The 14,959-nt window shown below is 68.6% G+C and carries 12 protein-coding genes; 8 read left to right on the top strand and 4 right to left on the bottom strand.

The annotated features are described in order from the left end of the window. Window positions 1–27: 27 nt before the first annotated feature. Window positions 28–1,179: a LacI family DNA-binding transcriptional regulator gene (locus ACZ66S_RS36330; RefSeq protein ID WP_469905836.1), complete on the top strand. Its 1,152-nt coding sequence runs from the start codon at window positions 28–30 to the stop codon at window positions 1,177–1,179. A gap of 661 nt (window positions 1,180–1,840) precedes the next feature. Here the strand turns inward: ACZ66S_RS36330 and ACZ66S_RS36325 are convergent. Further along, complete coding sequence (locus ACZ66S_RS36325; RefSeq protein ID WP_469905835.1) at window positions 1,841–2,620, bottom strand: MBL fold metallo-hydrolase; 780 nt, start codon at window positions 2,618–2,620, stop codon at window positions 1,841–1,843. A 229-nt stretch (window positions 2,621–2,849) separates the two neighbouring features. On the opposite strand from ACZ66S_RS36325, the gene ACZ66S_RS36320 reads away from it, so the two are divergent. Next, window positions 2,850–3,758, top strand: coding sequence for a helix-turn-helix transcriptional regulator (locus tag ACZ66S_RS36320; RefSeq protein WP_469905834.1), 909 nt, complete (start codon window positions 2,850–2,852; stop codon window positions 3,756–3,758). Between the two features lie 237 nt (window positions 3,759–3,995). On the opposite strand, the gene ACZ66S_RS36315 is transcribed toward ACZ66S_RS36320, so the two are convergent. Continuing rightward, a complete protein-coding gene (locus tag ACZ66S_RS36315; RefSeq protein WP_469905833.1) occupies window positions 3,996–4,574 on the bottom strand; it encodes a TetR/AcrR family transcriptional regulator in 579 nt (192 codons plus the stop codon). 89 nt (window positions 4,575–4,663) lie between these two features. On the opposite strand from ACZ66S_RS36315, the gene ACZ66S_RS36310 reads away from it, so the two are divergent. Beyond that, window positions 4,664–5,545 carry an SDR family oxidoreductase gene (locus ACZ66S_RS36310; protein WP_469905832.1) on the top strand — a complete coding sequence of 294 codons (882 nt, stop codon included), beginning with the start codon at window positions 4,664–4,666 and terminating at the stop codon, window positions 5,543–5,545. A gap of 122 nt (window positions 5,546–5,667) precedes the next feature. On the opposite strand, the gene ACZ66S_RS36305 is transcribed toward ACZ66S_RS36310, so the two are convergent. Further along, complete coding sequence (locus tag ACZ66S_RS36305) at window positions 5,668–6,024, bottom strand: hypothetical protein (RefSeq protein ID WP_469905831.1); 357 nt, start codon at window positions 6,022–6,024, stop codon at window positions 5,668–5,670. Window positions 6,025–6,301: 277 nt separating this feature from the next. On the opposite strand from ACZ66S_RS36305, the gene ACZ66S_RS36300 reads away from it, so the two are divergent. From ACZ66S_RS36300 to ACZ66S_RS36280, 5 genes are all read left to right on the top strand, one after another. Then, window positions 6,302–6,718, top strand: a complete 417-nt coding sequence (locus tag ACZ66S_RS36300; protein ID WP_469905830.1) for an SRPBCC family protein — start codon at window positions 6,302–6,304, stop codon at window positions 6,716–6,718. Then, a complete protein-coding gene (locus tag ACZ66S_RS36295) occupies window positions 6,718–7,146 on the top strand; it encodes a MarR family winged helix-turn-helix transcriptional regulator (RefSeq protein WP_469905829.1) in 429 nt (142 codons plus the stop codon). The genes ACZ66S_RS36300 and ACZ66S_RS36295 overlap by 1 nt, the downstream gene beginning before the upstream one ends. 634 nt (window positions 7,147–7,780) lie before the next feature. Then, window positions 7,781–10,642: a PQQ-dependent sugar dehydrogenase gene (locus ACZ66S_RS36290; RefSeq protein WP_469905828.1), complete on the top strand. Its 2,862-nt coding sequence runs from the start codon at window positions 7,781–7,783 to the stop codon at window positions 10,640–10,642. Window positions 10,643–10,659: 17 nt separating this feature from the next. Next, complete coding sequence (locus ACZ66S_RS36285) at window positions 10,660–12,444, top strand: ThuA domain-containing protein (RefSeq protein WP_469905827.1); 1,785 nt, start codon at window positions 10,660–10,662, stop codon at window positions 12,442–12,444. Window positions 12,445–12,985: 541 nt separating this feature from the next. Beyond that, window positions 12,986–14,158 (top strand): glycoside hydrolase family 64 protein, encoded by a 1,173-nt coding sequence (locus ACZ66S_RS36280; RefSeq protein WP_469905974.1) that lies wholly within the window; start codon window positions 12,986–12,988, stop codon window positions 14,156–14,158. A 142-nt stretch (window positions 14,159–14,300) separates the two neighbouring features. Here ACZ66S_RS36280 and ACZ66S_RS36275 read toward each other — a convergent pair whose 3' ends face one another. Then, entirely contained in the window at window positions 14,301–14,921 is a 621-nt protein-coding gene (locus ACZ66S_RS36275) for an Rv1733c family protein (protein ID WP_469905826.1), read from the bottom strand. Between the last annotated feature and the right edge of the window lie 38 nt (window positions 14,922–14,959).

Here is a 14,959-nt window from a genome sequence, read left to right as displayed (position 1 = left end):
CCGCACGATCTACGCTGGTGAGAGACCATGGGTGACTGGGAGCTGGGATTGGCTACTTCGAAGGTGCCGGACATGACGGAGGACACGAAAGCGGCCGCAGAACCGGCCGCAGGTGACAGGTCCGGCGTCCAGGGTGTTGGGCAGGTCCCCGCTGCGCGCAAGGGAGAGCGCAGGCGACGAGTCACGATCACCGACGTCGGTGCGGCGGCAGGGGTATCCACCTCCACCGTCTCCCGGGTCCTCAACGGCACGGCCCGCGTCGACCCAGAACTCGCGAGCCGGGTGCAGAACGCGGTCGCCGAGCTCGGCTACCGTCCCAACGCTGCTGCACAGGGGCTGGCCCGTGGTGAGGCGGGTGCCATCGGAGTCCTCGTCCCTGACCTGGCCAACCCGTACTTCCCCGACGTACTCAAGTCCGTCTCGGCCGTGGCCCGTTCGCACGGGCGGCGGGTGATGGTGATGGAATCGGACGAGGACCCGGCCAGCGAGCCCGAACTGGCCGAGGATCTGATGCGCTGCTGTGACGGCGTACTGCTCTGCTCGCCCCGCATGGCCCGGGCCGCCATCGTCGACCTGGCCCTTAGCGGCCGTCCGCTCGTGCTCGTCAACCGAATCGTGCCCGGCCTTGGCGTACCCTCCGTCTCCGCCGACTTCTATGGCGGAATGAACCTGGTCTGCGGTCATCTCGCCCAGCTCGGCCACCGACGCGTTGCCTATCTCAGCGGCCCCGAGGCGTCCTGGGCCAACGCGGAACGGATTCGCGCCTTCGATGCAGCCGCCGCGTTCGGCATGGAGGTCACGGTTATCCCCTGCGGCCACACAGCACGACAGGGCTACGAGTCTGCGGACGCGCTGCGGGCCGCTGGCGTGACCGCCGCCGTCGCCTACAACGACCTGGTGGCGACCGGCGTCATGGCCGCGCTGGAGGAGTCAGGGCTGCGCATCCCCGAGGACATGTCGGTGATCGGCTGTGACGACATCTCCCTCGATGATCTGCCCGGTTCACGCAGGCTCACCACCGCGTCCATGGCCCGGGACGAACTCGGTACCCGGGCAGCCCGGAGCCTGGAAGTCCTGATGACCGGGGGCGACGACACCGAACCGCACTACATCTCCATGGAGCTTCGTGTGCGGCACACCAGCGCCCCGCCCGCGCCGCAGCCGCACCTAACCGGCTGACCTGGCGCCGGACGTCCCGAAACCCGACGTCCGGGCGAACGCGAACATATTCCCCGTCCGTGCAAGCGCGTCCGCCTGGGCGTCTGCATGAGGTCGTCCTGTGTCGGTCCGGGTGTCGTCCACCGTGGTGCGTGGGGCAGCACCACGCCTCAGCCGTGGATCGTCTCCGATGGCATGCGGTTCTGCGGCTGGGCAGGGACGGGGAAAGGGCGCGAGGGGGTCCGCGTCCTCCTGTCCCTGGGTGCTGTGCAGCCCGCCCGTTGCTCCATGGATCCGACAACCGGCGCGGCGGGAACGGTCTCATGTGTCCCGGCTGCGGCGCGGCGACAGGCTCCCGCCGGCGGTCCGGATACCGGCCGCGAGTTTTCGGCCCGGACGGCGACCTGTCCCGCGTGACTGCAGAGGGCGGGACACCCCTGATTGCAGATTTACGGGAGCGGGGCGCGGTCCGGATTGAGGTCTTGCGTAGATGATGGCCTCGGGTGTCCGAGTGGCGGGAAGGTTGACCGATCTCCAAAAGGTGCTGGATGGCCGGAACGGGGAGAGGCTGAGGTGATCCTGCCGGTATCCGCACCGCACCACTTCGCGCCGGGGGCATGACCGACACCGCCCAGGCCGGACTGGTGACGGGGACGTTCGAGGGCAGTGCTCGACACCTGCCTCACACCGCGGTCCAGGCCCGCCCATCCTCAGCCTCATTGATGCGCTGGAAGTGCAGTCCCGGGAAATGGTCCATGCCGAGGGCGATGTCCCGTCCGGCGAAACGGGCGAAGAGTTCCTCACGGGTTTCCAGAGCGCGTGTGGCGTCGACGTCGGCGAAGAAGGAAATGCCGGAGTCACTGAGCTGGAGAGGGTGGTGGACGGCGTCGCCGAGCAGGTACGCCTCCTGACCGCCGTCCGCGATCTGCACCATGTAGTGACCTGGAGTGTGTCCAGGAGCGTGATGGGCGATGACCCCAGGAACGACCTCCACCGAGGGAGTGCCTACCGGCCGCAGGATGCCGGCGGCTGCGGCGGCCTCCATGACGGAACGGGCCGGATCACCAACCGGGGCCGGAGCGATCAGGGCATCCCAGTCGGCGGCGCCGTAGAGCACCTCGGCGTTCGAGAAGAACGGCTTGCCGCCAGGAGCCACCCACCCGACGTGGTCGGCGTGCAGATGGGTGAGGAAGACGGTGGTGATGTCCTCCGGCGCTGTGCCTACCGCCGCCAGTTCGTCAGGCAGCGCTCCGCCGACCGCGAGGAACGCCGGAGCGGGATCCAAGCCGGCGGCGGCCGCCAGCTCAGCGGGGAAAGGCATGCTCTGCGGACCGGTACCGGCATCGACCAGGACCGTGAAATCAGCGCCCTGGATCAGGAAGCATCCCGCGGGGATGTGGTATGTGCCGTCTCCTTCAAGCAAGTCTCGCTGGTCCGCGGAGGACAGGCCCGGATAGAACATGGGGGGAAGGTGGCTCACCCCGTCGTTGAGCGCGGTGACGGTGATGTCGCCGACCCGAAGTGACGTTGCCATGATGTGCTCCTCGATACGGCGTGCAGTTGGCGCGGGAGGTCACCCAGCGCTCTTCCACGAAAGCACGTAGATCACAGCGGACACTGTCGCCAGAGGGGTACCGCCAGAACCCCTCGAGGAACGCGCCCGATGGTGCCGTCGCCGTAGTCTGAAAGACATGAGCAGCGCAGGGGCAGGCGGCCGCCACGGGAACAACGAGCTGCAGGACTTCCTGCGGACGCGCCGGGCCCGACTTTCTCCTGAGGACGCGGGGTTGCCGCCCGCCCCGGGCATCCGCCGCGTGCCCGGTCTGCGCCGTGAAGAGGTCGCACGACTGGCGGGAGTCAGTGTCGACTACTACGTGCGCCTGGAACGCGGCCGCACCCAGAACGTCTCCGAAAGTGTCCTGGCTGCCGTCGCCGGTGCTCTCCGACTCGACCCAGCCGAGCGCGCCCACCTGTATGTCCTCGCGCGGAACCCCCGATCGGCCTCGGAGGACGCTTCCCGTGCGCCACAGCGCCTGGATTCCTCCTTGCGTCTCATGCTGGACCGTCTGAACGACATCCCGGCCATGATTCTGGGCCGCCGCACCGATGTGCTTGCCGTCAACCGCCTGGCCCGCATGCTGTTCACCGACTTCGAGGCCCGGCCCGTGCGCGAACGCAACATGGCTCGCTACCTCTTCCTCGACCCCGAAGCGCGCGCCCAGCTACCTGACTGGGAGAAAGCGGCCCGCAGCACGGTGGCCTCTCTCCATCTCTACACCGGTCGTCACCGAACCGACCCCGCACTGCCCGCCCTCGTGGGTGAACTGTCCCTGTACAGCGAAGACTTTCGCCGCTGGTGGGCCCGGCACGAGGTCACCGCCTGTGTTCGCAGTGCCACCCGATTCCGCCATCCGCTCGTCGGCGACTTCACGCTCAGCGGCCAGATTTTCACGCCCGCCGATGATCCCGATGTACACCTTCACCTGCTCACTCCAGCCTCGGACAGCTCAGACCAGCAAGCTCTCGGGCTGCTGGCCAGTTGGGTTGCTGAACCTGTTCCGCGCCCGGAGGGGCGGACAGCCGGCCCCGACCAGAATTGACGGATCAAACTGTCCGTCGATCGAGCCGGCGGTGAAGGCAGACGGAACGTGATGTCCACCGACCTCCGAGTCCGCTGGGCAACATGCCCGCTACCTCCGTCCGGACAGCATGCAACAGAGCAGGATCTGGGCGACCGCGTCGTGCTGAGGGACACACAAGACGGAACAGCGATCTTTCGTTGGCCGTCGGGCGGAAGGTGACGGCGTGCCGCAGGACTGCCCGCCGAGCGGTATCGATCAGCCCAGAGAAGCCGTCGCCGCGCGCAGGTCTTCCAGGGCTGCCAGTGCATGTGGCGCGAGCCCGTCCGCGTCGTCGCGATCGCCTTCGGACCACTGGGCGTAGCCCCGTTTGAACGCGAGGACTCCCAGTTCGCCCGCCAGATGCGCCGTGGGCTCGGGTACGCCGCGGGCGATGAGGGAGTCTGTCATGGCGGCCGCGAGACCGACGCTCTTGAGCGCGTCCCGCTCCTGGAGCTCGGTGCTGGCGGCCACGGCTGCCTTGATGCGCGGGCCGAGTTCACGGTTCGTCGGACCCATGGCGCTCGATGCGCGCTCCAGGCCGGCTGCCACCGCCTGAAGCGGGGTGGCGCTTGCGGGTGCTTCGGTGATGCCGTCGGCGAGCAGCCTGCTGAGCGTCTCCTGGCCGGCCACCAGGAGCTCGCGCTTGTCGGAGAAGTGCCGGAAGAAGGTGCTCTTGGTGACGCCGGCGCGTTCGGCGATCTGCGTCACGGTGGTGGCGTCGTACCCCTGCTCGGTGAACAGGTCGACGGCCGCGACGACGAGTCGCTGGGTCGCACCCGGTTGCCATCTAGCCATGAGACCAGGATAGGTGATGGGACTCCTGTCCCGTCACCATGTATCGTCGGTGACGGGACAAGAGTCCCATCACTCTTCAGGGAGCACGCATGCATGTCTTCATCACCGGCGGCACCGGCACCATCGGTTCCGCCGTCGTCGCCGAACTGCTCGGCAACGGCCACACCGTCCTCGCATTGGCTCGTTCGGACAGCTCGGCGCAGGCTCTGGAGAGCGCCGGCGCCAAGGTGCTGCGGGGAGAGCTGGCGGACCTCGACGTTCTGCGGTCCGGCGCTGCGCAGTGCGACGGTGTGATCAGCCTGGCGTTCGGACACGACTTCAGCAGTCCGGACGCGCTCACCCGGGCCATCGCCGAGGAGAGCGCCGCTCTCGCCGCGCTGGGGGAGGAGCTCATCGGCAGTGACCGCCCGATCGTCACCGTCTCGGGTACGCCCTGGGTGCCGGGACGCGCCTCCACCGAGGCCGATCCGCTGCCGACCGAGGGGCCGGTGGCCGGCCGCGGCCGTTCGGTCACGGCACTGCTGGAGCTCGCCTCGCGCGGTGTGCGGAGTGTGGCCGTCCGTATGCCTCGTACGGTGCACAACGAGGGACAGGGTGGATTCGCCGGTCTACTGGTCGACGCGGCACGCCGTAGCGGGGTGTCCGGCTATCCGGGCGACGGCACCCAGCGCTGGCCGGCCGTGCACGCACTCGACGCAGCGGTACTGTTCCGTCTGGCCCTCGAGTCGGCACCGGCGGGCACGGCCTGGCACGCCGTCAGCGACGAGGGGGATGCGGTGCTGGACATCGCCACAGTCATCGGCCGGCGACTGAGTCTGCCGGTCAAGGAGGTTCCGCAGGAGACCTTCGGTCCGTTCGGCCCGATCTTCGCCATGGACCAGCCGGCGTCCAGCGCCCACACCCGCACCGCTCTCGGATGGCAGCCGACGCACCCCAGCCTCCTTGCGGACCTGGAGCGCATACAGCCCTGACGCACGCCCACTGCTCGCAACGCGCTCTGGAACAGGGCCTGATGAGGCGGTGCCCAAGGCATGGCCTGGTGCCGACCGCGCTCGCCGCCCGAGTTGTCCTCCGTACGGACCTTGCTCGGCGCTCACGCGCTCGGCGGAGTCTCGCGAGCCCAGTCGAAGGGCATGGGCGCGCCCTGCGGGATCACCCAGGCGTGGGGATAGCGAGCGTGGCACCCGGTGCAGCGCGCGACGAACGGACTGACCTCGGGGTTCGTGAGAACGCTGTAGTGGCTGGACGGCTGAGCCGGGAGCGTGTGCCCGTTCGCCGTCGTCTCCAAGTCAGGCCACGCCGGAGAGCACTGGCACGGGTGCTCCATCGCGAACGGGTCGCCGTCGGGAGTCCTGGTCGTGGTCCTGAAGAGTCCGGCGAAGTTCTCGCGTATCGACATGGCGGCGTGGCCTCTCCTCACTGGGGGGTCGTCGTGTTGGTCGTTGCGCACGCGCTCACCTTATGGCGGGTCTCGGGGACAGGACCTCTGCTTTCGGTGTGGCCTTCGTGCAGCCACTTCAAGTCGCCCTGGGGCTGGTGCTGGTGCGCTGATCTGCCAGTGCGACCGATTCGACCCGCACCCCACAGTGGCCTCCTGCCGGAGCGAGGACGTCACCCCCTATGCCCTCCATGCCGGCATCCCCTCCGAGTGAACGTAGACAGATAGTCTGCGCGAAGATAATCTGTACGTAGATAATCGTCGGGAACTTCTCCAGCAGGGGGCCATCATGTGGACGTACGAGCACAGCATCGAGACCAGCGCCACGCCCGAGCAGGTCTGGGCCCTGTGGGTCGACGTCGAGAACTGGGGTACCTGGAACGCCGACATCGAGAGCATTCAGGTCAGCGGTCCGTTCGCGGCGGGCGCCGAGATCGTGATGACCCCGGCCGGCCAGAGTCCCGTGCACCTGCTCGTCGCCGAGGTCAGTGTCAACGAACTGTTCGTGGACGAGGCCCGGTTCGACGGTCTGGTCCTGCGCACGGCCCACCGGCTCGACCAGGGCGCGCAGGGTCGCACGCGCGTGACGTACCGGATGGAGATCTCCGGAACCGGTGCCGACGAGCTCGGCCCGCAGATCGGTCCGGCGATCACCGCGGACTGGCCGCAGACCATGGCCGCCCTGGTCAAGCTGGCGCAGGGCTGATGGCCCTCAGTCCCGGCGACAGCCCCGGATTCCTGCTTTGGCACGCCACGCTGCGCTGGCAGCGCGACATCGCCACCGCTCTCGGTCCCCTTGGTCTCACTCACGTGCAGTTCGTCCTGCTTGCCTGCACCTGGTGGCTGAACACCCGCGGCGAGCACCCGAACCAACTGGCCGTGGCCCGCCAGGCGGGGACGGACGTCAAGATGACCTCGCAGGTCCTGCGCGCCCTGGAGGGCAAGGGTCTGATCGAGCGCGAGGTCGATCCCGCGGACACCCGGTCCAAACGGCTGCGTGTCACCAGCGCCGGCGCCGAACTCGCCCCCCGCGCGATCACCGCCGTCGAGGAGGTCGACGCCCGCTTCTTCCAGCCGGTGGCACACGACGACGCCGTCACCCTGCTCAGCCGCCTGGCCAACCCCGAATCCTGAAGCCCGCCTTCACCGCCTCCACCGTCGGCCCGACCTGTCGGCCGACGGTGGAGGCGTGACACCCTCCTGGCGCCCACTCCGAACCCGAGACACGGCGGCTCCGCGCGGCCGTCCGCCTCGCCGTGCCGGTTCCGTCGCGTGCCCGCGAGCGCTCTCGGGGGAGGTCGCACGCTATGACGACACCGGCGCCGTCCACCTTGCCGGGCTCTGTCCCGCCGGGGTCCCCATCTGGTCGGCCGGGTGACCCGCGGGAGCTCAACCCTGCCTGGTCGAGCGTGACTTCGATGTCGACCAGCACGCGCTGCCCCGCCAGTCCGAGGAGCGGACTCGGATCGGTGAACCGTGGGCGTGGAGTCCCGCCCGGTCTTTCATGCTGCCAAGTGATCTCTCGCAGCCTTTCCGCTGCCGCTCGGCGGACTCGACTTTGTCCTGATCATGGAAAAAGTGGAGCGATCTCACGCCAAAGGGGTTACGCCCCGGAACCAGGGACGCTAACTTCCTTGCACTGGACCGGTCATGTGCATGCAGGCATGTAGGCACGCAGACCGGTTCGACGGCGCGACGGCGCGCGCCTGCACTCCCCGAACAGGGCTGCTCAAGTCCTGCACTCATCCCCACACCTCGGGAGACGTTTGTGCGCAAGAAATTCGTCAGACCCGCAAGACCCAGGCCCCTCCGCTCGCTGGCGTCAGCACTGGCGTTGGTGTGCGCCGTCGGCTGCCTTCTGCCTGGAACAGCGGCTGCCGCCGCGCCGGATGCGGGTGGCCGCGCCGCGGCGGCCATCGAGTACCAGCAGGTCACGCTGGCGAAGGGCGTGGCCGAGATGGGCGAGCCCATGACGCTCGCCGTGCTGCCGAACCGTTCGGTGCTGCACACCTCGCGTGACGGCACGCTGCGCCTCACGGACGGAGCCGGAACGACGGCCATTGCGGGCAAGCTCGACGTCTACAGCCATGACGAGGAGGGCCTGCAAGGCGTAGCGGTGGACCCGGCCTTCACCTCCAACCGCTTCATCTACCTGTACTTCGCGCCCAAGTTGAGCACGCCGGGCGGCGACGCACCCTCCGACGGGTCGGCCTCCGACTTCACCCCCTTCGACGGCGTCAACCGGCTGTCCCGGTTCGTCCTGAAGACCGACAACACCCTGGACCTTGCCAGCGAGAAAAAGATCCTCGACGTTCCGGCCTCGCGCGGCATCTGCTGCCACGTCGGCGGCGACATCGACTTCGACGCGGCGGGCAACCTCTACCTCTCCACCGGCGACGACTCCAACCCCTTCGCCTCGGACGGCTACACCCCGATCGACGAGCGCGCCACCCGCAACCCCGCCTACGACGCCCAGCGTTCGGCGGGCAACACCAACGACCTGCGCGGCAAGGTGCTGCGCATCAAGGTTAACGCGGACGGGACGTACTCCGTCCCGAGCGGCAACCTCTTCGCGCCCGGCACCGCCAAGACCCGCCCCGAGATCTACGCGATGGGCTTCCGCAACCCCTTCCGCATGAGCGTGGACAAGGCCACGGGCATCGTCTACCTCGGCGACTACGGACCCGACGCGGGCACCGCGGCGCCCGGGCGGGGACCCGAGGGCCAGGTCGAGTTCAACCGGATCACCCAGGCCGGCAACTACGGCTGGCCGTACTGCACCGGCAACAACGACGCCTACACCGACTACGACTTCGCCACCAACACCTCGGGCGCCAAGTTCTCCTGCTCCGCGCCCAAGAACACCTCACCGCGCAACACCGGCCTGACGGACCTGCCCGCGGCGCGCCCCGCCTGGATCCCCTACAACGGCACGTCCGTACCGGAGTTCGGCGGCGGCTCCGAATCCCCGATGGGTGGCCCCGTCTACCGCTACGACGCCGCCTCCACCTCCAAGGTCAAGTTCCCGCAGGAGTACGACGGCGACTTCTTCGCCGGCGAGTTCGGCCGCCGCTGGATCAAGCGGATCGAGGCCGGCGGCGACGGCACCGTGCAGTCCATCAACGCCGTCCCCTGGAGCGGCACCCAGGTGATGGACATGGCCTTCGGCCCGGACGGCGCCCTGTACGTCCTCGACTACGGCACCGGCTATTTCAACGGCGACGAGAACTCCGCCCTGTACCGCATCGAACACGTCACCGACGGCCTCGCCCCGATCGCCCAGGCCAAGGCGGACATCACGTCAGGAAAGGCGCCGCTCGCGGTCTCCTTCTCCTCGGCCGGCAGTTCGGACCCGGACGGTGGCGCGCTCACCTACGCTTGGACCTTCGGTGACGGCGCGACCTCCACCGCCGCCAACCCCTCGCACACGTACACCGCCAACGGGCAGTACACGGCGACGCTGAAGGTGACCGACCCGACCGGCAAGAGCGCGACGGCATCCGTACAAGTCACCGTCGGCAACACCGCCCCCAGCGTGAAGATCGACCTGCCCGCGAACGGCCGTATCTACGACTTCGGTGCCGCGATCCCCTTCAAGGTGACGGTGACCGACCCCGAGGACGGCACCATCGACTGCTCCCGGGTCAAGATCTCCTTCATCGTCGGACATGACAGCCACGGCCACCCGCAGACCTCGGCGACCGGCTGCACGGGCACGCTGCAGACCCTGGCCGACGGCGAACACGACCCCAACGCCAACATCTTCGGTGTCCTCGACGCCGAGTACACCGACAAGGGCGCGAACGGCCAGCCCGCGCTGACCACGCACGACCAGCACATCGTCCAGCCCTCCCACCGGCAGGCCGAGCACTACGGCGCTTCAGCCGGAGTAGGGGTCATCAGTCACGGTCCGGCCCACGGCGGCAAGACCGTCGGGAACATCGAGAACGGCGACTGGATCTCCTTCACCCCGTACGCCCTCGACAACGCCACCAGGTTCACCGCCCGGGTCTCCTCCGCAGGCGCCGGCGGCACGATCGAGGTACGCGCCGGGTCCCCGACCGGCACCCTGCTCGGTACGGCGACGGTGCCGGTGACCGGCGACTGGGAGACCTTCCAGGACGTGACCACGGGACTCACCAACCAGCCCGCCGGCACGACGCAGTTGTACCTCGTCTTCAAGGGCGGCGCCGGATCGCTCTTCGACGTCGACGAGTTCTCCTTCACCACCACCACCGGTGGCGGGACCCGCTCCGGCGCGGTCAAGGGCGTGAACAGCAAGTGCCTGGACGTCGACAACGCCAACACCGCCGACGGCACCCAGATCCAACTGTGGACCTGCAACAGCACGAGTGCGCAGACCTGGACGGTTGCTGCGGACGGTTCGGTGCAGGCGTTGGGCAAGTGTCTGGACGTTTCCGGTGGTGGCTCGGCGGACGGGACGAAGGTCCAGTTGTGGACCTGCAACGGCAGCGGCGCGCAGAAGTGGGCCCCGCAGGCCGACGGCACGGTCCGCAACCCCCAGTCCGCCAAGTGCCTCGACGCGTCCGGCGGCACGTGGAACGACGGCACCCCGGTCCACCTGTGGACCTGCCACACCGGCGCCAACCAGAAATGGACCCTTCCGTAGAAAGGAGGCGACGTCACATGCGTAAGCAACTCACAGCCGTGCTGGGCCTGTTCACCGGCCTCGTGCTCTGTCTGGCCCCGCAGGCCACCGCCCTGCCCACCTCAGCCGACCAGCCGGCCGGCCCGGCACGGCAGGCCGCACCGGCCGCCGCCCGCCCCGCGGCACAGGCGGCCGCCGATCCGGCGTACAAGGTGCTCGTGTTCTCCCGGACCGCGGGATTCCGGCATTCCTCGATCGACGACGGCATCGCGGCACTGCGGGCCCTCGGCACGCAGAACAACTTCACGGTGGACGCGTCCGAGGATCCCCAGGTCTTCACCACCGGCAACCTCGGCCAGTACAAGGCGGTCGTCTTCCTCTCCACCACCGGTGACGTGCTCGGCGACACCCAACAGACCGCCTTCGAGCAGTACATCAAGGGCGGCGGGGGCTATGTCGGCATCCACGCGGCCGCCGACACCGAATACGACTGGCCCTTCTACGAGGGCCTGGCCGGCGCCCTGTTCCACTCCCACCCGGCGATCCAGCCCGCCACCGTCAAGGTGGAGGACCGGGCCCACGACGCCACCGCCCACCTCGGCGCCACCTGGCAGCGCACCGACGAGTGGTACAACTACCGCACCAACCCCCGCACCACCGCCCATGTGCTCGCCTCGCTGGACGAGTCCAGCTACACGGGCGGGAACATGTCCGGGGACCACCCCATCGCCTGGTGCAAGGACTACCAGGGCGGCCGGGCCTTCTACACCGGCGGCGGCCACACCGACGAGTCGTTCAGCGACGTCGCCTTCCGCCGTCACCTCCTCGGCGGCATCCGCTGGGCCGCCGGCATGACCGAGGCGGACTGCCGCCCCGAGACCGGCTACACCTCCCTGTTCGACGGCTCCTCCACGACCGGCTGGAAGCAGGCGGGCCCGGGCGGCTTCACCCTCGCCGACGGCAGCCTCAGCTCCTACGGCGGACTGGGCATGCTCTGGTACTCCGCGAAGGAGTTCACCGGCGACTACTCCCTCAAGCTCGACTGGAGGATGGCCGGCGACGACAACTCCGGTGTCTTCATCGGCTTCCCCGCCTCAGACGACCCCTGGTCGGCGGTGGACAACGGCTACGAGATCCAGATCGACGCCACGGACGCGGCCGACCGCACCACGGGCGCCGTGTACGGCTTCAAGTCCGCCGACATCGCGGCACGCGACGCCGCGCTGAACCCGCCGGGGGAGTGGAACACGTACGAACTCAAGGTCACCGGCGAACGATTGGAGATCTTCCTCAACGGCGACAAGGTCAACGACTTCACCAACACCGACCCCGTCCGCAGCCTCCAGCAGGGGTACATCGGCATCCAGAACCACGGCGACGGCGACGACGTCACGTTCCGCAACATCCGGATCAAGCCGTCGGGTGTCACACCGCCGGGCCCCCGCTCGGGCGCGGTCAAGGGCGTCAACGGCAAGTGCCTGGACGTCGACAACGCCAACACCGCCGACGGGACGAAGGTCCAGTTGTGGACGTGCAACGGGACGAGTGCGCAGACCTGGACGGTTGCTGCGGACGGTTCGGTGCAGGCGTTGGGCAAGTGCCTGGACGTTTCCGGTGGTGGCTCGGCTGACGGGACGAAGGTCCAGTTGTGGACCTGCAACGGCAGCGGCGCGCAGAAGTGGGCCCCGCAGGCCGACGGTACGGTCCGCAATCCTCAGTCCGCCAAGTGCCTCGACGCGTCCGGCGGTACCTGGAACGACGGCACCCCGGTCCACCTGTGGACCTGCCACACCGGCCCCAACCAGAAATGGACCCTTCCCTGACACCCTGAGCAGCCGTCGGGAGTCCTGAGCGTGAGATGAGGGTGAGGGCCGCGGAGAGTGCTCCGCGGCCCTCACCGCAGCCGACGACCTGGCCGAGAGCGAGGCCGTGCCAGGGGGTCACCGGCGGCGGGGACCGCGTTGGTGTTCACCGGGCTCCTCGTCCGGGACGGCACCGTGCCAGTGCTCCTCGCCGGCCTCGAAGTTGAGGGCCTGCGTCAGCTACTGGTTGAGATGCCGGGGCGGCTTCCGCTCAGCTTCGCGATCCTTCGATACGGCGTGCAGGCCGGCCCTGGTTGGGCTCGCGGCTGCCGAGGGAGCTCCACCTCCTGGACGGCGCCTCCTGGCCGATCCTCACCTCCCCTCGATGCCGCTCACAGAGCGCAATCCGTGTGCGCCAGCCCGTATTTGAAGGCTCAACCCGTTGACATGCACGCAACCGCGGTGACACTTTGAGAGCGCTCTCAAAACCGGTACGGACCAATCTCCCCCAGTGCCCCCCACACGGAGGTGGAGCGTGCTCAAGAAGCTCACTCGCCGGATCATGGCGCCAGCGGTGGCGGCCGCGCTGCTCGGCGCCGCCCTCACGGTCCTCACACCGTCTTCCGCGGACGCGGCGGTGCCCGCCACGATCCCCCTGAAGCTCACCAACAACTCCGGCCGCGGAGACGCGGTCTACGTCTACACCCTGGGCACGCTGCTCAGCACCGGACAACAGGGCTGGGCGGACGCCAACGGCACCTTCCACGCATGGCCGGCCGGCGGCAATCCTCCGACGCCGGCGCCCGACGCGTCCATCGCGGGCCCGGCTAACGGGCAGACGAAGACCATCCGCATCCCGAAGTTCTCCGGCCGGATCTACTTCTCCTACGGCCAGAAGCTCGTCTTCAAGCTGACCACGGGCGGACTGGTGCAGCCCGCGGTCCAGAACCCGTCCGACCCGAACCGCAACATCCTTTTCAACTGGTCCGAGTACACGCTCAACGACTCCGGCCTGTGGATCAACAGCACCCAAGTGGACATGTTCTCCGCGCCCTACGCGGTCGGCGTGCAGCGCACCGACGGGAGCACGCTCAGCACCGGCCACCTCAAGTCGGGCGGCTACAACGGGTTCTACAACTCGCTCCGCAGCCAGGCAGGTGGCTGGGCGAACCTGATCCAGACCCGGTCCGACGGCACCGTCCTGCGCGCCCTATCGCCCACCTACGGACTGGAGACGGGAGCCCTGCCCGCGTCCGTGATGGACGACTACATCAACCGCGTATGGCAGAAGTACGCGACGACGAACCTGACGGTCACCCCCTTCACCGACCAGCCGAACACCAAGTACTTCGGCCGGGTGTCGGGCAACGTCATGAACTTCACGAACAGTTCGGGCGCCGTCGTCACCAGCTTCCAGAAGCCGGACGCAGCCAGCATCTTCGGCTGCTACAAGAACCTCGACGCGCCCAACGACCAGGTGCGCGGCCCCATTTCACGCACCCTGTGCGCGGGCTTCAACCGCTCCACCCTCCTGGTCAACCCCAACCAGCCGGACACCGGAACCGCGAACTTCTACCAGGACTCGGTGACCAACCAGTACGCGAAGAAGATCCACGCGCAGATGGCGGACGGCAAGGCCTACGCGTTCGCGTTCGACGACGTCGGCAACCACGAGTCCCTCGTCCACGACGGCAACCCGCAGCAGGCGTACCTGACGCTGGACCCCTTCAACTGACAGACCCGACACATGACTTGGTGCCTCACCCCGCGCAGTGCGGAGTGGGGCACCAGTCCGTGCGGGTGGTCGTCATCGCGCTGTCGTCGACGACGAAGTTGCTCTGTCCCGCACTCCGGCGCGCGCCCGACACGGATATCCACTAGCGCGAAGTGGTCCAGCGCAAAGCCGCCTCCTCCCACGCCGCCTCCCAGCGTGCGAGGTTGTGCCGTTCCAGCCTCCGGTGGACGTAGCTGCACGCGGCGGCGCCGAGGAGAGGGACGGCCATGGCGGCGAGGAGGGCCCAGCCGATGACCCGGTCGCGGATCTGTGCTGCGGTCAAGGGCGGCCCGGTGATCTCGCCCTCGGCGTTCACCCATACGCGGACGGTGCTGCCTGCGGTCAGAGCGGGCTCGACGTCGGTCTTCGTGGTGCGAGTCTGTCCTCGTGGGTCGGTGAAGCGGACGGTGGCCGGGTACAGGGTCCTCTTCGCCTCGTGGGACCCCGGCTCCGGATGGCGAGGGGCATCATGGACCAGGACGGCGGAAGTGTGATGCCAACTGGCCTTCTGCTGCTGGGAGGTTGACGTGTGATGGCGGTGGGCGGTGTCACCGGCCCAGAACGCGGCGGCGGGGAGGGCGACGAGTACGGTCAGGAACAGGCCGAGGTTGATCCATGCCTGCGCGAGGTCGGTGCGGCGGCGCAGGGGGTTGTGCCGCCAGCGCCACAGCAGGACGCGAGGCGGGCCTTCGGGAGGGCGAGCCGGGGGAGTACCGCGGGTCACGATGTCTCTCCTTCCGCAAGAGGCGTGAGAGCCCCGGG

It is taken from the genome of Streptomyces sp. NPDC107471 (assembly GCF_055582845.1).
The sequence above is the reverse complement of the archived record's forward strand: the minus strand, read 5'-3'. Positions and strand labels throughout refer to the sequence as shown.

Coding starts and splice junctions, on each gene's coding strand:
- ACZ66S_RS36330 (WP_469905836.1), top strand. CDS start 28: ATGGGTGACTGGGAGCTGGGATTGGCTACTTCGAAGGTGCCGGACATG.
- ACZ66S_RS36325 (WP_469905835.1), bottom strand. CDS start 2,620: ATGTTCTATCCGGGCCTGTCCTCCGCGGACCAGCGAGACTTGCTTGAA.
- ACZ66S_RS36320 (WP_469905834.1), top strand. CDS start 2,850: ATGAGCAGCGCAGGGGCAGGCGGCCGCCACGGGAACAACGAGCTGCAG.
- ACZ66S_RS36315 (WP_469905833.1), bottom strand. CDS start 4,574: ATGGCTAGATGGCAACCGGGTGCGACCCAGCGACTCGTCGTCGCGGCC.
- ACZ66S_RS36310 (WP_469905832.1), top strand. CDS start 4,664: ATGCATGTCTTCATCACCGGCGGCACCGGCACCATCGGTTCCGCCGTC.
- ACZ66S_RS36300 (WP_469905830.1), top strand. CDS start 6,302: ATGTGGACGTACGAGCACAGCATCGAGACCAGCGCCACGCCCGAGCAG.
- ACZ66S_RS36295 (WP_469905829.1), top strand. CDS start 6,718: ATGGCCCTCAGTCCCGGCGACAGCCCCGGATTCCTGCTTTGGCACGCC.
- ACZ66S_RS36285 (WP_469905827.1), top strand. CDS start 10,660: ATGCGTAAGCAACTCACAGCCGTGCTGGGCCTGTTCACCGGCCTCGTG.
- ACZ66S_RS36280 (WP_469905974.1), top strand. CDS start 12,986: ATGGCGCCAGCGGTGGCGGCCGCGCTGCTCGGCGCCGCCCTCACGGTC.